Source organism: Bradyrhizobium sp. SZCCHNS2022, assembly GCF_032377575.1.
GTDB classification, from domain to species: Bacteria; Pseudomonadota; Alphaproteobacteria; order Rhizobiales; family Xanthobacteraceae; genus Bradyrhizobium; species Bradyrhizobium aeschynomenes.
The window spans coordinates 4,384,334-4,405,188 of sequence record NZ_JAUHHZ010000001.1 but is presented as its reverse complement, the minus strand read 5'-3'; the positions used below and the strand labels follow the sequence as shown (position 1 = coordinate 4,405,188).

The window sequence follows — 20,855 nt, the reverse complement described above, 5'->3', positions numbered from 1 at the left end:
AGCATCGAAACTCGTTTGCATTGTCCGGCGCTTTGCTATCGTGGCGGAGCGACAGAAAACTGCAGGGAGGAGTTTCGATGCGTATTCGCTGGGGCGTGCTCGCGGCTGGCTTGGTGATGACCGGCGCGGCGTTGACCATGACCAGGATGGCGTCGGCCGATGACGGCTGGGTCACCCTTGTCGATGGTGACAAGAAGGTCGAGTTCACCGAGGTCGGCAAGGCCAATTGGGAGGCCAAGGACGGCGCGTTGATGGCCGACAAGCTCGACGGCAAGGACCCGTCGTATCTGGTCACCAAGGCCAGCTACAAGGATTTCCAGATCAAGGCCGAATTCTGGGTCGACGACGGCGCCAACAGCGGCATCTTCATCCGCTGCGACCAGTCGGCGAAGATCGATTCCAACATCTGCTACGAGGTCAACATCTTCGACAAGCGCCCCGACCCGAAATACGGCACCGGCGCGATCGTCGACGTGTCGAAGGTCGATCCGATGCCGAAGGCCGGCGGCAAGTGGAATACCTACGAGATCACTGCCAAGGGTACGCGGCTGACCGTGATGCTCAACGGCGAGAAGACCGCCGATGTCGACGACAGCAAGCACGCGGCGGGGCCGATCGCCCTGCAATACGGCTCGGGCGTGGTGAAGTTCAAGAAGGTGCAGATCAAGCCCTTGTAGCCGTGCATTCCGGACAGCGGCGCTGGCCGCGGCTCGCGCGGTAGAGACCCTTGCAGTACCAATGGCGCGCCATCATCTGCAGGGGATGGCGGGCCAGCCGGGCCAGCGTCACCAGTTCGAGCATGGCGGGCATTGCGGACTCCCTTACATTCTTTCGACGAGATGGGGCGGCACTTCGATCGCGGAAGTGCCGCCCCAGTCGCATCAGCCATGCAGCTTCTTTGCGGTCTCGGCGATCACGCGGCCCTGATAGCGGGCCCCCGCCAGCTCGTTCTCGCTCGGCTGCCTGCTACCGTCGCCTCCGGTGATGGTGGTCGCGCCGTAGGGCGAGCCGCCGGTGACCTCGTCGAGCTTCATCTGACCGGCGAAGCCGTAGTTGAGGCCGACGATGGTCATGCCGAAGTGCAGGAGGTTGGTGATGATCGAGAACAGCGTCACTTCCTGGCCGCCATGCTGGGTCGCGGTCGAAGTGAAGGCGCCGCCGACCTTGCCGTTCAGCGCGCCCTTGGCCCAGAGGCCGCCGGCCTGGTCGAGGAAATTCGCCATCTGCGAAGCCATGCGGCCGAACCGGGTGCCGGTGCCGACGATGATCGCGTCATAGTCGGCGAGCTCCTCGACCTTGGCGATCGGCGCAGCCTGGTCGAGCTTGTAGTAGGAGGCCTTGGCGACGTCGGCGGGCACCAGTTCCGGCACGCGCTTGATGTCGACGGTGGCGCCGGCTTCGCGGGCGCCTTCGGCGACGGCGTTGGCCATCGCCTCGATATGGCCGTAGGCGGAGTAATAAAGAACGAGGACCTTGGTCATGGTGTGCTCCGTGGGGATGAGGGTGAGCGGGATTGGTTAGGCGGCGTCGACCAGCACCAGCTCGGAATCCTCGAGCGCGGTGATCGTGAGCTTGGCTTCGTCGCGGATGGCGGCGCCGTCACGGGCGTTGACGCGGATGCCGTTGACCTCGACGGCCCCGGCGGCGGGGACGAGATAGAGGTGCCTGGCCTTGTCGGCGCTGTACTCGGCGGTTTCGCCGGCCTTCAGTGTGGTGCCGAGCACGCGGGCCTTGGCGCGGATCGGCAGCGCATCGGCGTCATCCGCGAAGCCGCTGGCGAGCGTGACCAGCTTGCCGGAGCGGTCCGACTTCGGGAACGGCTTGGCGCCCCAGGTCGGCTGGCCGCCCTCGGTGGCCGGCTCGATCCAGATCTGGAAGATCCGCGTCGTGGTCGGCTCGAGATTGTACTCGGAGTGGCGGATGCCGCTGCCGGCGCTCATCACCTGGACGTCGCCGGCTTCGGTGCGGCCCTTGTTGCCGAGGCTGTCCTGATGGGTGATCGCGCCCTCGCGGACATAGGTGATGATCTCCATGTCGCGATGAGGATGCGCGGGAAAGCCGGTATTCGGTGCGATCTCGTCATCGTTCCAGACGCGCAGGGCGCCATGGCCCATGTTGCTCGGGTCGTAATAGCTCGCGAACGAGAAATGATGCTTGGCCTTCAGCCAGCCGTGGTCGGCGCCGCCCAGCGCCGCGAAGGGCTTCAACTCGATCATGGGTCTGCTCCTGTGGTTGCGACGGTCGACCGGACCGCCGTGCTGTTGGTCATTGGAATAGAGGAGCGGCCGGGGTATAGAAATAGAAACTATTGAAACCTATTGTTTCCAAAAACGAGATCCGAGCTGATGGCGCGACTTCCCGATTTCGAGGCGATGGCGATCTTCGCCAAGGTCGTCGAGCTGCGCTCCTTCGCCGGCGCCGCGCAGGAGCTGAGCCTCTCCAAGGCCTCCGTCTCCAAGGCGGTGAGCCGGTTGGAGGAGCGGCTGGGCACGCGGCTGTTCAACCGCACCTCGCGCCGCCTCGCTTTGACCGATGCTGGCCAGCGCCTGTCCGAGCGGGCGGCGCAGCTGTTGGCCGACGGCGAGGCCGCCGAGACCGAGGCGCTGGCGCAGTCGCTGACGCCGCGCGGCCTGGTGCGCTTCGCAGTGCCGATGACCTTCGGCGTCAAGAAGATCGCGCCGCTGCTGCCGGCCTTCCTGGAGCAGTATCCGGAGGTCTCGATCGACCTGCACATGAGCGATGCCACCGTCGATCTGATCGGCGAGGGCTTCGATCTCGCGCTGCGCATCGCGCGGCTGCCGGACTCCTCGCTGGTCGCGCGCCGGCTCTGCGCCATGCCGCGCTACACGGTGGCGTCGCCAACCTATCTGAAGCGACACGGGCGGCCGACGCATCCGATGCATCTCGCCGAGCACAAATGCTTTGGCTACGCCTACCTCTCCACTGCCGGCGTCTGGCACTACACCAATGCGGCGGGCGAGCAGGCCAGCGTGCGCCCCGCAGGACAGCTGCGCGTCAACAATGGCGAGGCGCTGCTGCCGGCGGTGCTCGCCGGGCTCGGCATCGCCGATCTCCCGGACTTCATCGTCGGCGAGGCCGTCGCCTCTGGCGAGGTCGAGGTGGTGCTGAAGGGCTGGAGCCAGCCGGAAGGCGCAATGCATCTGGTGATGCCGCCCGGCGGCCCGCGGCCCGCACGGGTCGAGGTGCTGACGGAGTTTCTGGTCAAGGAGCTGGCGAAGGCAAAGAAGCGGTGATCACGCCTCCCGACATCAGCCGCTCAGGGCTGCACCTCGCACACGTCGACCCATTCGGCCGATGTCAGCTCGGCCATCCGGTCCGGCGTGATCTTCACCGCGCTGTGGGTGGAGCCTGCTGCGGGGACGACGATGTCGAACGCCTTCAGCGAAAGGTCGCAATACACCGGGAGCGGTGATTTCAGCCCGAACGGGCAGACGCCGCCGACCTCGTGGCCGGTGATGTCGGCGACCTCGTCGAGGCCGAGCATCTTCGGCTTGCCGCCGAACAGCGCCTTGACCTTCTTGTTGTCCATGCGCGCGTGGCCCGCTGCGACGATCAGGATGACGCGGTCGCCGACGCGCAAAGACAACGTCTTGGCGATGCGGGCGGGCTCCACGCCATAGGCTTCGGCGGCGAGCGCGACTGTTGCTGAGCTCTGGCTGGAGACGAGGACGTCGATGTCGGGGGCTTTTGCGGCGAAGAAGGCGCGGACGGATTCAAGGCTCATGCGATGCAACGATCTCGGGCAGTTCGGACAGCGCAGCAATACGATAGTCGGGCGCAAAACCCAACTCGTCCATCTGCGTGCGCAGCGCCTTGAACAAAGTGAGCGGCGCGACCAGGTCGGTCTTGACGCACGCCGCCGCCATGGCCTCGGGGTTGACCCGCTCGATCCAGGCGACGTTGAGGCCGAAAGCCTTGGCGCCGCAGACGTCCCAGGGATTGGAGGACACGAACAGCACCTCGGCCGGCGGAAGTCCGAGCGTCTCTTCGATCAGCGCATACGCTTGCGGACTCGGCTTGAAGATCTTGTGCGCATCGACGCTGACGACCGCATCGAGCAACGTGTCGAATCCACTGGCCTTGACCAGGCCGTCGAGCATCGCGGGGCTGCCGTTGGAGAGGATCGCGAGCCGATGATCCTTCATCGCGGCGAGCGCAGTCTGCGCGTCAGGGTAAGGATCGAGGTCGAGGTACTTGGCGATGATGCGATCCAACGTGCCGGCATCGGCCTGCAGACCGAGAATGCGCAGCGTGTAGATCAGCGACTCCCGGGTGACGACGGCAAAATCCTGATAGCGCTGCATCAGCGAGCGCAGCCAGGTGTATTCGAGCTGCTTGATGCGCCAGATCTGGGTGATGAGGTCGCCATGGCCGGGAAAGGCCTGCTCGGTCACCGCCGCCACCGACTGGATGTCGTACAGCGTGCCATAGGCATCGAAGACGACAGCCTTGAAGGGGGCGGCTTTGAACGGCACGGCGACAACCTCCCTTGGAAGCAGGCGCGATGACCGATGGCCACGGCGCCTGGAGCGATCTCAGATGCCGAGCAGCTTGCGCGCGTTGGCCTTCAGCACCTTCGGCCGGATCTCCTCTCGGATGTCGAGCTTGGCAAAGTCCGCCAGCCAGCGGTCCGGCGTGATCACCGGCCAGTCCGAGCCGAACAGCATCTTGTCCTGCAAAATCGAGTTGATGTAGCGCACCAGGATCGGCGGGAAGTATTTCGGCGACCAGCCCGAGAGATCGATGTAGACGTTCGGCTTGTGGGTCGCGACGGACAGCGCCTCCTCCTGCCAGGGGAAGGAGGGATGGGCGAGGATGATCTTGAGGTCGGGGAAGTCGGCCGCGACGTCGTCCATGTACATCGGGTTGGAGTACTTCAGCCGCATCCCCATGCCGCCCGGCATGCCCGAGCCGACGCCGGTCTGGCCGGTGTGGAACAGCGCGATCGCGCCGCCGTCATTGATCGCCTCGTAGAGCGGGTAGGCGAGGCGGTCGTTGGCGTAGAAGCCCTGCATGGTCGGGTGAAACTTGAAGCCGCGGACGCCATAATCCTCGATCAGCCGGCGCGCTTCGCGGACGCCGAGCTTGCCCTTGTGCGGATCGATGCTGACGAACGGGATCAGCACATCGAGATGCTCGGAGGCGATCTCCAGCATCTCTTCATTCTTGTAGCGGCGGAAGCCGGTCTCGCGCTCGGCATCGACCGGGAAGATCACGGCGGCGATGTTCTTCGAGCGGTAATAGGCCGCGGTCTCCGGCACGGTCGGCGGATGCTTGTGCGGCGACTTGAAGTAGTCGGCCATCTGGGCCTGGAAATCGTCGTAGCCGTCGTCGGCATGCATGCCGCACGGCTCCTCGGCATGGGTGTGGATGTCGATGGCGACGACGTCGTCGATCTTGGGCAGAGCGAGTTTTGGCATGGGCGTTCCCGGCGTTCGGTTCTTGGCTTTGTCAAATTGATTATACGATATAACGAATTTGGCAATCGGCAATTGGTCCGGCGGCCGGTTCCCTGGGCCACCTCAGGCGCGGGCCCTGTTGAAGCCGGCGCCTCAATCGTTGACATCGCCCAAGTCGGTGGTTAGAAACCGGCCACTCCGGGCGACCCTGTCGCTTGCGGAAATCCCTTTCTATTTGCCACTTCCGGCCTGTCCAACACGGCCTTTCGAACGTATCAGGATGTCCCATGAAGGTCCGTAACTCGCTGAAGTCGCTGCGTGGCCGCCATCGCGCCAACCGTCTGGTCCGCCGCAAGGGCCGCGTCTATGTGATCAACAAGGTCCAGCGCCGCTTCAAGGCCCGCCAGGGCTGATCGACCGGCTGATCCGGCCCGCGCCTGCCGAGCCTCCTCACAGGTCTTTGACGCGCGCTCTGCTTTGCAGGGCGCGCTTTCTGCGTCTACACTTGCCGCATGGCCAAGCGAACTTTCCGGGCGATTCTGCTCGCCGCCTCCCTGATTTCGGTCCCTTCCCTCGCCTCTGCGCAGGGTGAGCCGCGATCGGGCGCCAAACCAAAACCCCCGGAAGCGCCGTCGAAGCTGCCGAAGGTCGGCGCCGACAAGACCAAGGGGCTCGATTTCCTGTTCGGCGCGCTGAAGGCCGCGCCCGACGATGTCAGTGCCAAGCATGTCGAGGCGCGGATCTGGGCGATCTGGCTGCAGACCCCCAGCGATACCGTCGCGCTGCTGATGTCGCGCTCCAAGGCGGCGATGGACGCGAAGCAGAACGAGGTCGCGCTCAAGCTGCTCGATTCGGTCATCAAGCTCCGGCCGGATTATGTCGAGGCCTGGAACCGGCGGGCGACCATCTATTACCTGCAGAACGATTACGGCCGCTCGCTCGCCGACATCCAGCAGGTGCTGGTCCGGGAGCCGCGGCACTTCGGCGCGCTCGCCGGTCTCGGCATGATCATGCAGGACCTCGGCGAGGAAAAGCGCGCGCTGGATGCCTTCCGCAAGGCGCTCGAGGTCAATCCGCACCTGGAAAAGGTGCCGGAACTCGTCAAAACCTTGACCGAGAAGGTCGAGGGCCGCGACATCTGAGCCTTTACGGCTGATTAACCATGTTGCGACGGTCGTGCTTGCCGGCCAATCCGCGCGCCCCCAACTGCCGTTTGATCGGATGAAACCTGGGCAGGAGACGGCGCGATGAGGCGTGCGGTGCTGACGACGGTGCTGTTGGGGATGACGGCGACGGCCGCCTGGGCCGACGACCTGTTCTGGGTGGTGGGAAACCGCGCCACCAATCGCTGCGAGATCGTGACCAGCAATCCCGTCATCATCGGGGACATCTGGTTCGCATCCGGCCCGTTCAAGTCGAGAGACGACGCCAAGCTGGCGCGATCGACCATCAACGCGTGCCCGAACAAGGACATGACGCAGGAGGACTGACGGGGGGACGGATCGGCGCGAGCCGCCGGTCAGGCCGCTCAGTGAAAGGCGGTGCTGCGGCGGTCCGGCAGGCCATATTGCGCGGCTGCGGCATACAGCTGCGCGATCTCGGCCTCCAGATGCTCGTTGACCAGCAGCAGGGCCTTCAGCGCGCCACGAAGATCGCCATTGCAGCTGGCGACGATCTCGTCGATGGCCGTCTCGCTCGAACGAACACTCATCGGTAACCCCCTCCCAAAACACCAAACTAAACGCAGGGCCGGTCATCGCAGGTCGCACCGCGCAATGACCCGACCGGAAGTAATTCACGGCCATCAGCCGATTGCGAGGAAAAGTCCCGACCATGGTTATAAAATGGCCGACGACGCCGTGATGACAGGATTTCCGGTCGTAACGGCCAAACCCGGCTGCCGGATCTGCAACTCCCGCCGATCCGGCTCGTAACTGTCTCCGTGACAGGCAGAAAACTATCAATGATATCAATGTTCTTGGTGGGCGCATTGGCCGTCCTCGCGCTGCTCACAAGGGCCGGCGTCGCAGTGGTCGAGCGCCGCTATCCGGCGCAAGGGCAGGCCATCGATGTCGATGGGGCGACGATCAATCTTGTGGATATCGGCCCCCGCGACAGCAAAAAGCCGCCGCTGTTGCTGCTCCACGGCGCCAGCTCGAACCTCGAGGCGATGCGCCGGCCGCTCGGCGACATGCTGGCGGAGCGCCACCGGGTGCTGCTGGTCGATCGTCCCGGCCATGGCTGGAGCCCGCGAGCGCGGGCCGAGGATTCCACGCCTGCCGCGCAGGCGCGGATGCTGGACGAGGCGCTCGGGCGGCTCGGGACCGGCCCGGTGATCCTGGTCGTGCATTCCTGGAGCGGCGCGCTCGGCCTGCGCATGGCGCTCGACTTTCCGGGCCGCGTCGCCGGCCTCGTGATGCTGGCGCCGGTCGCCTATCCCTGGCGCGGCGGGGTCGGGCAGTACAATGCGGCGGTGACCACGCCGGTGATCGGCCCCTTGCTGGCCCACACCATCACCCTGCCGCTCGGCCTGGCGCTGATGGGCCCCGGCGCCCGCGGCGTGTTTGCACCGCAGCAGATGCCGGACGATTTCGTCGACCAGAGCGCGACGCCGCTGCTGCTGCGACCGCGCGAATTCCTCGCCAATGCGCTCGACCTCGTCACCCTCAAGCAGGCGGTGATCGAGCAGTCGCCGCGCTACGCCGAGATCAAAGTCCCCGTCACCATCCTGGCCGGCGACGCCGACAAGACCGTCTACACCGACATTCATGCGCGGCGGCTGGCGCAGGTGCTGCCGCAGACCCGCCTGATCGTCGTGCCCGATCTCGGCCACATGGTGCAGAACGCCGTGCCGGAGCTCGTTGCCGCCGAGGTCGAGCGGATGGTCGGCGCGCTCACGGCGACTGCGGCGGCCGCACCCTGAAAACGAAAAAGCCCCGGCGCGCGGCCGGGGCTTCGAGGGCTGCGCGGGAGTCGCGCCGCCGTTTACTGCTTCTGCTTGCCGTCCTTGTCGAACGAGGCGATGTACGCCCACAGGTTGTTGATCTCGGTCTCGTTCTTGATGCCCGCGAAGGTCATCTTGGTGCCGGGGATCTTGGCCTTCGGATCCTTGATGTATTCCTTGAACACGGCCTCGTTCCAGGTGATCCCGGAGTTCTTGTTGGCTTCCGAATAGTTGTAGTCCGGCGCGGAGCCCGACTTGCGGCCGTCGAGACCGTTCAGTTCCGGGCCGACCTTGTTCTTCGCGCCTTCGCCGATCGCATGGCAGGGCAGGCACTTGTTGAAGGAGGTCTTGCCGGCGGCGGCATCCTGCGCCAGCACGGCCGAGGTCAACGACGACGAGGCGATCACGACGAGCGCAGTCAAAGTCAGTTTCTTCATGGATCAGGCTCTGTGGTTTCGAGACAAAAATCGTGCGCAGGTTTGTGGCATGGCCTCCGCCCTCAGACAAGCCGTCCATCGGGATAGGGTTCATTTGATCGCCGCGAACTTTGCGCGGCGGCAAACAGCGAAACCGGCCGCGTCCGCCTACCCAAAGCGCCGCGGTTGTGGTTGATATGACGGTCGAAATCGAGGTCAGGAGACGCGCGCGATGGCCATCATGATGCCGGAGGCTGATCAGGCGGTGCTGGCGCGCCGCGGCGAGATCGTTGCTGCACTGCGCGCGATTGTCCCAGGCGAGGGCGTCATCGACAGCGCCGCCGAAATGCTGCCTTACGAGTCCGACGGATTGATGGCGTATCGCCAGCCGCCGATGGTCGTGGTGCTGCCGGAGACCACGGCACAGGTCTCTACGGTTCTCAAATATTGCCATCAACAAGGCATCAAGGTGGTTCCGCGCGGCTCCGGCACGTCGCTGTCGGGCGGCGCTCTGCCATTGGCCGACGGCGTGCTGCTCGGGCTGGGCAAGTTCAAGCGCATCCGCGAGATCGACTTCGACAACCGCGTCGTCGTCACCGAGCCGGGAGTCACCAACCTCGCCATCAGCCAGGCGGTGGCGCATGCCGGCTTCTACTACGCGCCCGATCCGTCGTCGCAGATCGCCTGCTCGATCGGCGGCAATGTCGCGGAGAATTCCGGCGGCGTGCACTGCCTCAAATACGGCATGACCACCAACAACGTGCTGGGATGCGAGATCGTGCTGATCAACGGCGAGGTGTTGCGCATCGGAGGCAAGTGCACCGAGAACGCCGGCTACGATTTGATGGGCCTGATCACCGGCTCGGAAGGGCTGCTCGGCGTCGTCACCGAGGTCACCGTGCGCATCCTGCAAAAACCGGAGACGGCGCGCGCGCTGATGGTCGGCTTCGCCGAGGTCGAGGCCGCCGGCGAATGCGTCGCCCGCATCATCGGAGCCGGCATCATCCCCGGCGGCATGGAGATGATGGACAAGCCGGCCATTCACGCCGCCGAGGCCTTCGTGAATGCCGGCTATCCGCTCGACGTCGAGGCGCTGCTGATCATCGAGCTCGATGGTCCCGGCGTCGAGGTCGACGAGCTGATCAGCCGCGTCGAGGCGATCGCGAATGGCTGCGGCTCGACCACCTGCCGGATCTCGACCTCCGAGGCCGAGCGCAATCTGTTCTGGGCCGGCCGCAAGGCGGCGTTCCCCGCGGTGGGCCGGATCTCGCCGGACTATCTCTGCATGGACGGCACCATCCCGCGCGGCGCGCTGCCCAAGGCGCTCGCGCGCATCCGCGAGCTGTCGGACAAGTATCAGCTGGGCTGCGCCAACGTCTTCCATGCCGGCGACGGCAATCTGCATCCCCTCATCCTCTACGATGCCAACAAGCCCGGCGAGATGGAGCGCGCCGAAGCCTTCGGCGCCGACATCCTGCGCTGCTGCGTCGAGCTCGGCGGCGTCCTCACCGGCGAGCATGGCGTCGGCATCGAGAAGCGCGATCTGATGCCCGACATGTTCACCGAGATCGACCTCAACCAGCAGCAGCGCGTGAAATGCGCGTTCGACAGCCAGGGGCTGTTGAACCCGGGCAAGGTGTTTCCGACGCTGCATCGGTGTGCGGAGCTCGGGCGGATGCATGTCCATGCGGGCAAGCTGGCGTTTCCGGATCTGCCGCGGTTCTGAGGCGGGGGCTTGCGGGTAGGGCGGTGTCATCTGTCGTCTGCCCCCCACATCTGCTCGACCTCACGCGACACTCTCTCCCCACGTCATTCCGGGGCGCCCGCAGGGCGAGCCCGGAATCCATAACCACAGGCCGCTGTGAGAGGCACGCCGGCAGCTCCATCTCGCTCCAACAACATCCGCTCGTGGTTATGGATTCCGGGCTCATCGCTTCGCGATGCCCCGGAATGACGTGGAGAGAGGTTGCCCCACTCATCCATCGTCCCCTCTGACGCACGGCGACTGCTCGATCGCGCACCCTCTCTCTCCGCACGTCATTCCGGGGCGCCCGCAGGGCGAGCCCGGAATCCATAGCCACAGTCCGCTATGTGAGGCACGCCGGCAGCTCCATCTCGCTCCAACAACAGCCGCTCGTGAATATGGATTCCGGGCTCATCGCTTCGCGATGCCCCGGAATGACGTGGAGAGAGAGCCTGCCTCCATCCACATTCCACCCCGCAGACACACGCCCGCAATCCCGCGGCGTCCTCCGCCCAGGTGATGCGTCCGTCCGCCCTCCAAGACCATCGAGAGGGCACGGGGAATGCCGGGTGAAGGCCTCACCCATGGCCCGCCTGCAACAAAAAAAGCAGGCGGCAGTCACCACAGGTTCAGCCGAACATCCGGCATTCCCCGCGTGGCGGTCTTAACGCTTATACGTGCTCGCCTCGGGGATCGGCGTTCTTGTCCCCGTCGCCAACGCGACGCGCAGAGGCGTCATCGCCGGCTTGACCTCAGCACCGGGAGGCCAGGCCCACACGATTTCACGTCCGCATCGAAATCGTTCGTCGGCGCGACACGAAGCCACGCTGCGACCCGACACGGCCACCACATCCCCACCCCACGTATCGTGACGACCGCGCGTACGCCCCTCTCGGAGGGATGGGATGGGGGAAGTATACATGATTTCGATAAAAACGAAAGAAAAATTTGGCGCATCGGACGAGCGGGCCGTTGGACTTTGAAACCCCTCGCGAAAGACGTCCTTCTGCCCCGGGCGAACTGGCTAAGCCGGGCGGCATGAGGCAGTAAGATCGCGCAAAGTCGCCGAGGTGATCTGCCCGACGCACTCTTTCCGATGTGTTGGTCTGTTTCGCGCAAGCAGGAGTTTAAACGCGCGCCCGTCGACCGCATCATCACCATCGAGAACGGCCGCCTGGTCGAGGACGGCGCCCATGACGAGCTGATCAGACGCGCCGGTCGCTATGCAGAAGCATCACTTCCAGTGCTTTCGATGCCAGGATAGTGGGAGGCGCTCCCAATGCTAGCGTGTGCCATCTGAATCCTCACCCGAGCTCGTTAGCATTTCCATAAGAAGCACGGTTATCCTTGTAGCATCTGCCTGCGTTACATCCGGATCGATCGTCCGCGCGCTTCGTTCTATGTCATCGATAAATTGGCTCGCCAACTCCTTGTTGTCGGATCCATGCACTGCCCGGAACTGGTGTGCCACCGCTTGATCCTGGACAAGCTGGAGTGCTACAGGCATCAGCTCCTCGCGCGACCGAAGTGTTCTTCGCTCTACAATTTCCTGCCAGCGCTTCATCGAATGTTCAGTTGAAACAGCTGCCGGACGGAGTGTCTTTATGTGAATGGCGTATTCTGGTGTTTGTTCTTCGGCCACAAGGTTTTCCATTTTTGTATAAGAGACGAACTGATCAACTGCTCTAATGGTGAGTATCCGAATGGAAAAGTTCGCATTCGGCTAATGAGCTAGAGAATTCGGGGCGGCAAATTCGGAGTCCGGCAACTGAGGGCGAAATGTCACCCGAGCTACAATCCATCGTGATCCCTCTGCTGATAGCCTGCATCGTCATGGCCTCATTCCACGGCAGCGCAATGATGGCCAAAAAGCGCGTTTCGGTCTGGAAAGCAGACACTTCAGTCTGGTTTTGGAGAACGGTTTCTCTCACTGGAGTCGAGCGGCGAGCGAAGACAATATGGGTGGACCGTTTTGGCTATGATTATGCCGACGCCCTTGTGCTAGCTCAGTACCAATCGCTAGCCTACTTTCTTGCCGTATTCGGTATCGTAAGCTTATTCTTAGTAGCTTGGTACTTCTTGAGCAAACACTGACCAGAAAATCAAAAAGGGTCCAGCGCGTAAGGCGGATTAGTAATACTGCGTCACAAATTTCTTCTTTTTGACTTTGGGACGAAGCCGCAACATGGGCATCGAGGCAAGGTTCTGGCCAGCATTCGAGTCAAGCCGTATTCGCATGGTCGCAATGGAGGTTGGGATGTGGCGCTCGGACCGCACGGACGGCCGCCTCTGGGATTACGGTGACAGGGATTGCGGTGACAGCGCACTAAACTACACGAGGCGCTCGGCCTGGGCACCATGTGGAATACCCCGTATTGCCGTGTGTCGGCATCCACAGCTTGCCGCATCATGTCACCCAGCCCGTAGGGCGGATTGGCCGAAGGCATGATCCGCACTGTGTTTCGAAAGATCTGCGGGTACGCATCGCTGACTCGCCCGACGGACGTTTTCTGCGGTCTATCCCGGTCCTTGTCGGGGTGTACCTTTTAAGGTACAGTATGCCGTCATGGTCGAAATCCGGCGAACGGTCGAGTTCAAGGCGTGGCTGCGGCCTGCGCGATATGAAGGCGAGAGCCCGGATCGCTGCACGGATCGAGCGGGCCGCGAATGGCAATCTCGGCGAAAGCAAACCGGTCGGTGAAGGTGTCTCCGAGATGCGGATCGATTACGGGCCGGGCTACCGGATCTACTATCGGCAGCGTGGAGACGTCCTGGTCGTCCTGCTCTGCGGTGGTGACAAGAGCACGCAACGGTCGGACATCCGGCGTGCCCACGCATTGGCGAAGAGAGAGGCATAGCGGATGGCAACGACACGTTTTGACGCCGCGGAGTACCTGGAGGAGCCGGAGGCGCAGGCCGAGTTTCTGGCGGCGGCGCTCGAGGATGGCACCGCGGATGAGATCCGCGCCGCGATCAACACCATTGCCCGGGCGCGCGGCATGTCGGACCTCGCGAAGGCGACCGGCATCCGGCGCGAGCAGCTCTATCGGGCGCTGGGAGAGGATGGGAATCCGGAGTTTGCTACTATTCTAACCGTGCTCCGCGCGCTCGGGGTGAAGCTGACGTCGGCGCCGTCCAAGGGGGCATCAAAGGCGGTCCCCAAGCGGAAGGCGGCGAAGAAGGCCGGGCGGCGCGCTGCGTAGCGGCCCGCCGCGCGTAGGGCGGATGAGCCGAAGGCGTCATCCGCCATGTGGCGCGAAAGGTCGGCGGGTTACGCTGCGCTTACCCGCCCTACGAACTACGAAAGGCACCACCCGTGCGGCGCCCCTCGCCCCGACCCTCTCCCCGTGAAGGACGGGGAGAGGGGGCGCACCGCGCGTGGGGGGATGGCTCGTGTCACGACGGCGGCGGTCCTGGCGAGTCCGCGCTCCAAGACCTTGGACGTTCCGCCAGGCGTGTCCGTCGTTCCCTCTCATCTCCTTGTCCCCGCACGATCTTTTCGCCACACCGGGCTGCCCTTTTCGCCCATCATGCTCTAGAACGACTCCAACGCCGGTGGCAGCACGCCACTCGGCATCATCAACAAGCAAGGCGAGCAGTGGTGGACGCCCTCAGAGTACGGAACGCAGCCGATGTGGAGGAGGTGGTCCGCTCGGCGATCGCCAATGAGCAGCCGATCGAGGTGATCGGGCATGGCTCGAAGCGTGGGATCGGGCAGGTGACGGCGACCAATGCCGTGCTCGACCTGTCGGCGCTGAGCGCTGTGGTCTCCTATGAGCCGAACGAGCTGATCATCACGGCGCAGGCCGGGGCGCCGCTGGGCGACCTGCTGTCGCTGATCGATTCGAAGAGCCAGCAATTCGCGTTCGAGCCGATGGATACGGGGCCGCTGCTGGGCACCACGGGGCGGGGAACGCTGGGCGGGATGATCGCGGCGGGGCTGGCGGGGCCGCGGCGGGTGCGCGCCGGCGGGGTGCGCGATCATCTGCTCGGGGCGCATGCCGTGTCCGGCTTCGGCGAGAGCTTCAAGACCGGCGGCAAGGTGGTGAAGAACGTCACCGGCTATGACCTCTGCAAGCTGCTGGCGGGCTCCTGGGGCACGCTCGCGGTCATGACCGAGGCGACGCTGAAGGTGATGCCGCGGCCGGAGGCCGAGCGGACCCTGGTGCTGCGCGGGCTCGACGATCTCAGGGCCAACCGGGCGATGACGGCGGCGCTGGGCTCGCCGTTCGATGTCTCGGCCGCGGCGCATCTGCCGGCCTCGACGGTGCGGCCGGAGGTGGATGGGCTCGGCGCGATCGGCGCGCGGGGCGAGGCGGTCACGGTCATCCGGCTGGAGGGCATCACGGCCTCGGCGGTGCATCGCGCGGGCTCGCTCGCCAGGCAGCTCGCGACGTTCGGCGCGGCCGAGATCATCGCCGATGACGTCTCGGCCAACGCGTGGAGCGCCATCCGCGACGTCACGCCGTTCGCGGCCCAGGGCACGCTCGGGGCGTGGCCGGTGTGGCGGATCGTTTGCCCGCCGGTGTCGGGCGCCGCGATCGGGCAGGCGCTGGTGAAACAGACCGGCGGCGAGGTGATCTATGACTGGGGCGGCGGCCTGATCTGGGCGGCGCTGCCGCCGCAGGCGGATGCCTCCGCAAGCGTGGTGCGCAAGCTCGCGGACGCCGCCGGCGGCCACGCGATGCTGCTGCGCGCCTGGGACGAGATGCGGCTGGCGGTCGACGTCTTCCATCCGCAGCCGCCGGGAGTCGCCGCGCTGGAGGAGCGGGTGCGCGTCTCCTTCGATCCCAAGACGATTCTCAACCGCGGGCGTATCAGGCGGAGCGTTGTGGTATGAAGACCGAGTTCACCCTGGCGCAGCTCGCCGATCCCGATATCGCGGTCGCCGACAAGATCCTGCGCGCCTGCGTCCATTGCGGCTTCTGCACCGCGACCTGCCCGACCTATGTGCTGCTCGGCGACGAGCTCGACAGCCCGCGCGGCCGCATCTACCTGATCAAGCAGATGCTGGAGAAGGAGCAGGCGCCGACGGCAGACGTCGTCAAGCACATCGACCGCTGCCTGTCGTGCCTGTCCTGCATGACGACCTGTCCGTCGGGCGTGCACTACATGCATCTGGTCGACCAGGCGCGGGGGCGGATCGAGCAGACCTATCAGCGCGCGCCGATGGACCGGCTGTTGCGCGCCGTGCTGGCCTATGTGCTGCCGCGGCCGCGCGAGTTTCGCCTGGCCATGACGCTGGCCCGGCTGGGGCGGCCGTTGAAGGCGCTGCTGCCGGCATCGTCGTCGTCATCCACGCCGGCACCGAGCCTGTTGCGTCGCCTCCGGGCCATGCTGGACCTCGCCCCGGCCGCGGCGCTGCCGCCGCCCGGGCCGTCGGGCGGCAGCGTGTTTCCGGCGCAGGGCGCGCGGCGCGGTCGCGTGGCGCTGCTGCAGGGCTGCGCGCAACAGGCACTGGCGCCACGCATCAACCAGGCCGCGATCAACGTCCTGACCCGGCACGGCATCGAGGTGGTGCTGGTGCGGGACGAGCAATGCTGCGGTGCGCTGACCCATCACATGGGGCAGGATGCCGATGCGCTGGCGCGGGCGCGAGCCAATGTCGGCGTGTGGATCGCGGAGGCGGCGCGCGGCGGGCTCGACGCCATCCTGGTGACGACGTCGGGCTGCGGCACCGTCATCAAGGACTACGGCCACATGCTGCGCGAGGACCCGCAATTTGCAGCGTCGGCTGCGGCCGTGTCGGCGATGGCCAAGGACATCAGCGAGTATCTCGCGACGCTCGAACTGAAGACGGAAGCCGCGCATGACGACGTCGTCGTCGCCTATCACTCCGCATGTTCGCTGCAACATGGGCAGAAAATCACGAGCATTCCGAAAGAATTGCTTTCCAAGTCCGGATTCGTGGTGAAAGATATACCGGAGAGTCATTTGTGTTGCGGTTCGGCGGGGACCTACAACATTCTCCAGCCCGACATTGCGATGAGACTGCGCGATCGGAAGGTCGCCAACATCGCGACGGTCAGGCCGAATGTAATCGCTGCGGGCAATATCGGCTGCATGATGCAGATTGCCAGCGGTACGACCGTTCCCGTCGTCCACACCGTTGAACTTCTCGACTGGGCGACGGGCGGTCCGCGACCAGGATTGAATTGAAGGATGGGCGCGTGCGGATTGCCGGCCCGTCCCGCCGGATGATGTGAGCGTTCGGCGGCAACAGGAGGTTTCGATGGCGAAGGACAAGAAGTCGAAGAAGGACAAGAAAGACAAAAAGGAAAAGAAGCTGATGGCGCAGGCCAAGAAGGCCGCGAAGAAGACCGCCAAGAAGGCTGCCAAGAAAGCGACGAAGTCCGCCAAGAAGGCTGCGAAGGCTCCGGCCAAGAAGGCGAAGAAGGCGGTGAAGGCGGCGCCGAAGAAGGCCGCCAAGGCTCCGGCGAAGAAGGCTCCGGCCAAGAAGGCGCCCGCCAAGAAGGCCGCGAAATCCGCTTCGAAGTCTGCTGCCAAAGCTCCAGCCAAGTCCGCTGCCAAGCCGGCTGCCAAGTCCGCTGCGAAGGCTCCGGCCGCGCCGAAGAAGGCGGCCAAGAAGCGCGCTCCGAAGATGGCGCCGCTGGTCGAGACTCCGGCGACACACGAGACCGAATCGGCTGAGGCCAGCTGGGCCATGCCGAGCGAGCCGGCCCACGAGGGCGAGGAAGGCACCCCCTCCGAGAGCTGACGTCCGCAGCGCCCGCTGTTCAGCCGGCCACATCCCGGTTCGGCGGGGTGCAGAGGGCGCGGTGGGTGAGCTCGGCCTGTCAGCGAGGCCACCCCTGACGAAGAGGCCACCCCTGACGAAAGAGGCTGCAGCGCCATTGCTGCGGCCTCTTTGCTTTTGGCCGGGCTTTGGGCCGGTTCGCTCGCCGACTCACCCCTGGAGCGGCCGCTCCCGCAAATCTACGGCCGGGCGAATCCGCGGGCGCCGTCGCGGGCAGATGTGAGGAAAGCGCGCCACAAACTCGCGCCTTTGTGCACGCTGCGGGGATCTCACCCACGAAAACTTGTTGTTCAAATGCCACAGCCTGCCGACAACCTGCCGTAGAATTGTCAAATCGCCCAAAAAGTCAGCAGATGCCTCGCTTTTTTGCTTCACCTGCGGCGAGACGCTGTCACAAATCGAGACTGTATGACGCAGTTGGTCTTGATTGTGCCCTGGGGGGCCGAACATCGGACCGGTGCTCGAAATTTGGGTGATGGGGAACGTCATGAAGAAGTTGGCTTTGTTGGCAACGGCGCTGGCAATGATTTCGGGGTCGGCTTCGGCCGCTGACATGGCGGTGAAGGCCTACAAGGCCCCGCCGCCGGTGGCGTTCGATCCCTGGGACATCGCGTTCGGCGCCGCGATCATGAACGACTACGTGTTCCGCGGCGTGACCCAGTCGAACCACAAGCCGTCGGTCGCCGCCTATTTCGAGCCGCGCTTCAACGTCAACAAGGACCTGCAGTTCTACGTCGGCGTCGCCGGCGAGAGCATCTCCTTCCCGAACCGCGCCGCGGCCGAGATCGACATCTACGGCGGTGTCCGCCCGACCTTCGGCGCCTTCGCGTTCGACATCGGTGTCTGGGGCTACCTGTATCCGGGCGGCACCTGCTACTACGGCGGCGGCGCCGTGACCGACTTCGCCGGCCGCGCCCTGAGCGCAGAGTGCCAGGCCAACACCCTGACCAACCTGAACGTGATGAAGAAGGACGTCTCGTTCTTCGAAGTCTACGGCAAGATGAACTACACGGTGAACGACAACTGGACGTTCGGCGTCACCGAGTTCTACACCCCGAGCTTCCTGAACACGGGCGCCTGGGGCAACTACGCCTCGGTCACCGGCAAGTGGACCGCGCCCAGCACGACCTTCGGCGCCAGCGGCGTCGGCATGTATGTGTCGGGTGAGTTCGGCCGCCAGTGGTTCGGCACCTCCGACTCGTTCTACGGCACGGCCGCTTTCCCGAACGGCATCAAGTATGCCGACTACAACACCTGGAACATCGGCGTCGGCTTCACCTACAAGGTGTTCACGCTGGACCTGCGCTACTCCGACACCAACCTGTCGAAGGGTGATTGCAACGCCTTCACCAGCGACTTCACCGGCAGCGGCACGACCAACGTGACCGCGATCAACCCGACCGGCGTCGGCTCGAAGTGGTGCGGCGCGACCGGCATCGCCAAGCTCTCGGTCGACCTGACCGCGATGACCAACCTGAAGTAATTCTCCGCAAGGCGGATTGAATTCTCCAAAGCGAAGGGCGGCAGAGCAATCTGCCGCCCTTCTGCTTTTGGCGCCTGCGCGGGATGCCGAGCCGTTGACCTGTCCGTCGCTGGCCCGTCTGCCGGTGGCCGGCGCGGACGTTCCTGCGCTGGCCACCGGACTTCGGGCCGTCTGGCCCGTTTCGTCCCGGATCAGCTACTCTGCGCTGCCCGCCGGGACATCCGCACCCTGTCCGGTCGGCCGCAGCGAGAATCGGTCGCCGTCCCGAACGAGCTCGACCTTGCGGTCGTGGAAGGCGTGTAGCGTCGAGCGGTGGCCGATCGACACCACCGTGGTCTGCGGCAGCTGCTCGGCGATGACCTGATAGAGCCTGGCTTCGCCCGGCTCATCCAGCGATGCTGTGGCCTCGTCGAGGAACAGATATTGCGGGGCGTGCAGCAGGGCGCGGGCAATCCCCAGACGCTGCTGCTCGCCAAGCGACAGCATCCGGTTCCAATGGCCGTCCTCCTCCAGGCGATCCGCCAGCAGCGGCAGGCCCACCGCGATCAGCGCCTGCTTGATCCGGTCGAGGCCGAACGCATCGGCGGCCGCGGGATAGACGATGGCTGCCTTGAGCGGGCCGATCGGGAAATAGGGGCGCTGCGGCAGCATCATCAGCTTGGCATGGGCGGGCACGCTGATCGCGCCGCTGCCGAACGGCCAGACGCCGGCGATGGCGCGGAACAGCGTCGACTTGCCGGCGCCGGACGGCCCGGTCAGCAAGGTGCGCTCGCTGTTCTTGATGCTGAAGCCGTCGGCCGCGATCAGCGGCAGGCCGTTGGGCAGCTTGAGCAGCAGCTGGGCGAGCTCGATGCTGTCTCCCGCATGGCTGACGACATCGATCGTCTGCGGCTCGGCCGAGAGCGTCTTGGCACTCTCGATCGCCATCTCGAAGCCGTCGAGGCGGGCGACGGTCGAGCGCCAGTCGGCCAGGGTCCGGTAGGCGTTGACGAAAAAGGACAGCGCGCGCTGCACGCTCGAGAACGCGGACGCCGTCTGCATCATGCCGCCCAATTGCACCTTCTTGGCGAAATAGGCGGGGGCGACGATGACATAAGGAAAGATCGTGGCCACCTGCGCGTAGCCGCTCGTGACCGCCGTCAGCCGCTTGGTGCGGCTCATGATCTGGTAGAAATTGGCGACCACGCGGCCGTAGCGGCTCGCCAGCAGGGTCTGCTCGGCGGCCTCGCCGCGCAACACCGCGATCTGCTCGGAGTTCTCGCGGACGCGCACCAGGTTGAAGCGGAAATCGGCCTCGAAGCGCTGCTGCTCGAAATAGAGGTTGATCAGCGGCGATCCGATCCAATGCGTCAGCGCGGTTCCAGCGATCGCATAGAACAGAGCGGCCCAGACCAGATAGCCGGGAATGTGGTACTCCATGCCGAACAGCGTGAGGGGCGCCGCTTCCGAGAGGCCCCACAGGATGACCACGAACGAGGCCAGGGTTACGACCGAACTGAGAAGATTGACGGTGATGTTGAGCGTCTGCTCGACGAACTGCTTCACATCCTCGGCAATGCGCTGGTCCGGGTTGTCGGCCGCGTCGCCCTTGAGCTGCATGCGATAGTGACTGGCGTCGCCGAGCCAGCGGCGCAGATAGGCCTCGGTCATCCATCGCCGCCAGCGGATCTGCAGCCATTGGTTGAGATAGAGCTGATAGACCGCCAGCACGATGAAGGTCGTCGCGAGCACGACGAAGACGCCGATCTCCCAGATGAAGCTGTTCCAGTCGTATTCCTGCAGCGCGTTGTAGAACCGGGCCTGCCATTGGTTCACCAGCACGTCGATCGCGACCAATGCGAGCTCGATGGCGATGACGGCGGCGAGCAGGATGCGACCGGCGACCTTGTCCTCGGAGCGGAAGTAGGGAATGGCGATCCGCCAGACGATGGCGAGGGTCGAGCGTAAATTGTTCACAGAGGGGCTGCTCCTGAGAAAGGGGCTTAACTGGCTGACATGGAAGAAGAATTCCGCAGGCTTGGATGCCTGTCTAGACGAAAGTCGTAAGGTGTCCGGCGACCACCCGCTTGTCCGTGACCTGCGTCAAACCGT

22 protein-coding genes and 1 pseudogene are annotated in these 20,855 nt (G+C 64.8%); 13 read left to right on the top strand and 10 right to left on the bottom strand.

The features are described 5' to 3' along the window. Positions 1-77: 77 nt before the first annotated feature. Complete coding sequence (locus tag QXZ94_RS19825) at positions 78-677, top strand: DUF1080 domain-containing protein (protein ID WP_315721827.1); 600 nt, start codon at positions 78-80, stop codon at positions 675-677. On the opposite strand, the gene QXZ94_RS19820 is transcribed toward QXZ94_RS19825, so the two are convergent. The 3 genes from QXZ94_RS19820 to QXZ94_RS19810 all read right to left on the bottom strand — a co-directional run bounded on the left by QXZ94_RS19820 (position 664) and on the right by QXZ94_RS19810 (position 2,216). Then, on the bottom strand, positions 664-801 hold the full coding sequence (locus tag QXZ94_RS19820) for a hypothetical protein (protein WP_315721826.1): 138 nt from the start codon (positions 799-801) through the stop codon (positions 664-666). The genes QXZ94_RS19825 and QXZ94_RS19820 overlap by 14 nt on opposite strands. A gap of 80 nt (positions 802-881) precedes the next feature. Next, positions 882-1,481 (bottom strand): NAD(P)H:quinone oxidoreductase, encoded by a 600-nt coding sequence (gene wrbA, locus QXZ94_RS19815; protein ID WP_257170767.1) that lies wholly within the window; start codon positions 1,479-1,481, stop codon positions 882-884. Positions 1,482-1,517: 36 nt separating this feature from the next. Next, entirely contained in the window at positions 1,518-2,216 is a 699-nt protein-coding gene (locus QXZ94_RS19810) for a pirin family protein (protein WP_315721825.1), read from the bottom strand. Positions 2,217-2,345: 129 nt separating this feature from the next. Here QXZ94_RS19810 and QXZ94_RS19805 point away from each other — a divergent pair, with 129 nt between their 5' ends. Further along, entirely contained in the window at positions 2,346-3,254 is a 909-nt protein-coding gene (locus QXZ94_RS19805; RefSeq protein WP_315721824.1) for a LysR family transcriptional regulator, read from the top strand. 23 nt (positions 3,255-3,277) lie between these two features. Here the strand turns inward: QXZ94_RS19805 and QXZ94_RS19800 are convergent, their stop codons facing one another. Genes QXZ94_RS19800 through QXZ94_RS19790 form a run of 3 tightly spaced genes read right to left on the bottom strand, consistent with a single transcriptional unit; the run spans position 3,278 to position 5,441 of the window. Beyond that, positions 3,278-3,745, bottom strand: coding sequence for a YbaK/EbsC family protein (locus QXZ94_RS19800; RefSeq protein ID WP_315721823.1), 468 nt, complete (start codon positions 3,743-3,745; stop codon positions 3,278-3,280). Then, a complete protein-coding gene (locus QXZ94_RS19795; protein ID WP_315721822.1) occupies positions 3,735-4,496 on the bottom strand; it encodes a haloacid dehalogenase type II in 762 nt (253 codons plus the stop codon). Before QXZ94_RS19795 ends, QXZ94_RS19800 begins: the two co-directional genes overlap by 11 nt. Positions 4,497-4,556: 60 nt before the next feature. Continuing rightward, the gene (locus QXZ94_RS19790) at positions 4,557-5,441 is read right to left on the bottom strand and encodes an amidohydrolase family protein (RefSeq protein WP_257170772.1); all 885 of its coding nucleotides are present in this window, start codon (positions 5,439-5,441) and stop codon (positions 4,557-4,559) included. 266 nt (positions 5,442-5,707) lie between these two features. Between QXZ94_RS19790 and ykgO the strand changes: the two genes are divergently transcribed. The 3 genes from ykgO (at position 5,708) to QXZ94_RS19775 (ending at position 6,910) form a co-directional block, all read left to right on the top strand. Next, the gene (gene ykgO, locus QXZ94_RS19785; RefSeq protein WP_006611362.1) at positions 5,708-5,833 is read left to right on the top strand and encodes a type B 50S ribosomal protein L36; all 126 of its coding nucleotides are present in this window, start codon (positions 5,708-5,710) and stop codon (positions 5,831-5,833) included. Positions 5,834-5,932: 99 nt separating this feature from the next. Further along, a complete protein-coding gene (locus tag QXZ94_RS19780) occupies positions 5,933-6,562 on the top strand; it encodes a tetratricopeptide repeat protein (RefSeq protein WP_315721821.1) in 630 nt (209 codons plus the stop codon). A gap of 105 nt (positions 6,563-6,667) precedes the next feature. Further along, positions 6,668-6,910 carry a hypothetical protein gene (locus QXZ94_RS19775; protein ID WP_315721820.1) on the top strand — a complete coding sequence of 81 codons (243 nt, stop codon included), beginning with the start codon at positions 6,668-6,670 and terminating at the stop codon, positions 6,908-6,910. 38 nt (positions 6,911-6,948) lie between these two features. On the opposite strand, the gene QXZ94_RS19770 is transcribed toward QXZ94_RS19775, so the two are convergent. Then, a complete protein-coding gene (locus QXZ94_RS19770; protein ID WP_015669379.1) occupies positions 6,949-7,131 on the bottom strand; it encodes a hypothetical protein in 183 nt (60 codons plus the stop codon). A gap of 252 nt (positions 7,132-7,383) precedes the next feature. Between QXZ94_RS19770 and QXZ94_RS19765 the strand changes: the two genes are divergently transcribed. Beyond that, the gene (locus tag QXZ94_RS19765; protein WP_315721819.1) at positions 7,384-8,343 is read left to right on the top strand and encodes an alpha/beta hydrolase; all 960 of its coding nucleotides are present in this window, start codon (positions 7,384-7,386) and stop codon (positions 8,341-8,343) included. 62 nt (positions 8,344-8,405) lie between these two features. On the opposite strand, the gene cycA is transcribed toward QXZ94_RS19765, so the two are convergent. Next, positions 8,406-8,801 (bottom strand): cytochrome c-550 CycA, encoded by a 396-nt coding sequence (cycA, locus tag QXZ94_RS19760; protein WP_315721818.1) that lies wholly within the window; start codon positions 8,799-8,801, stop codon positions 8,406-8,408. Between the two features lie 211 nt (positions 8,802-9,012). Between cycA and QXZ94_RS19755 the strand changes: the two genes are divergently transcribed. Then, positions 9,013-10,506 (top strand): FAD-linked oxidase C-terminal domain-containing protein, encoded by a 1,494-nt coding sequence (locus QXZ94_RS19755; protein WP_315721817.1) that lies wholly within the window; start codon positions 9,013-9,015, stop codon positions 10,504-10,506. A gap of 1,300 nt (positions 10,507-11,806) precedes the next feature. On the opposite strand, the gene QXZ94_RS19750 is transcribed toward QXZ94_RS19755, so the two are convergent. Beyond that, positions 11,807-12,166 (bottom strand): hypothetical protein, encoded by a 360-nt coding sequence (locus QXZ94_RS19750; protein WP_315721816.1) that lies wholly within the window; start codon positions 12,164-12,166, stop codon positions 11,807-11,809. Positions 12,167-13,090: 924 nt separating this feature from the next. On the opposite strand from QXZ94_RS19750, the pseudogene QXZ94_RS19745 reads away from it, so the two are divergent. The 6 genes and pseudogenes from QXZ94_RS19745 to QXZ94_RS19720 all read left to right on the top strand — a co-directional run bounded on the left by QXZ94_RS19745 (position 13,091) and on the right by QXZ94_RS19720 (position 18,764). After that, a pseudogene (locus tag QXZ94_RS19745) lies at positions 13,091-13,382 on the top strand (type II toxin-antitoxin system RelE/ParE family toxin). Between the two features lie 3 nt (positions 13,383-13,385). Then, positions 13,386-13,727, top strand: a complete 342-nt coding sequence (locus QXZ94_RS19740) for an addiction module antidote protein (RefSeq protein ID WP_315721815.1) — start codon at positions 13,386-13,388, stop codon at positions 13,725-13,727. A gap of 398 nt (positions 13,728-14,125) precedes the next feature. After that, complete coding sequence (locus QXZ94_RS19735; RefSeq protein WP_315721814.1) at positions 14,126-15,364, top strand: FAD-binding protein; 1,239 nt, start codon at positions 14,126-14,128, stop codon at positions 15,362-15,364. Next, entirely contained in the window at positions 15,361-16,683 is a 1,323-nt protein-coding gene (glcF, locus tag QXZ94_RS19730; protein ID WP_315721813.1) for a glycolate oxidase subunit GlcF, read from the top strand. Before QXZ94_RS19735 ends, glcF begins: the two co-directional genes overlap by 4 nt. 73 nt (positions 16,684-16,756) lie before the next feature. After that, entirely contained in the window at positions 16,757-17,242 is a 486-nt protein-coding gene (locus QXZ94_RS19725; protein ID WP_315721812.1) for a hypothetical protein, read from the top strand. 526 nt (positions 17,243-17,768) lie between these two features. Further along, positions 17,769-18,764 (top strand): TorF family putative porin, encoded by a 996-nt coding sequence (locus tag QXZ94_RS19720; RefSeq protein ID WP_315721811.1) that lies wholly within the window; start codon positions 17,769-17,771, stop codon positions 18,762-18,764. A 195-nt stretch (positions 18,765-18,959) separates the two neighbouring features. On the opposite strand, the gene QXZ94_RS19715 is transcribed toward QXZ94_RS19720, so the two are convergent. Beyond that, positions 18,960-20,720: an ABC transporter ATP-binding protein/permease gene (locus tag QXZ94_RS19715; protein ID WP_315721810.1), complete on the bottom strand. Its 1,761-nt coding sequence runs from the start codon at positions 20,718-20,720 to the stop codon at positions 18,960-18,962. Between the last annotated feature and the right edge of the window lie 135 nt (positions 20,721-20,855).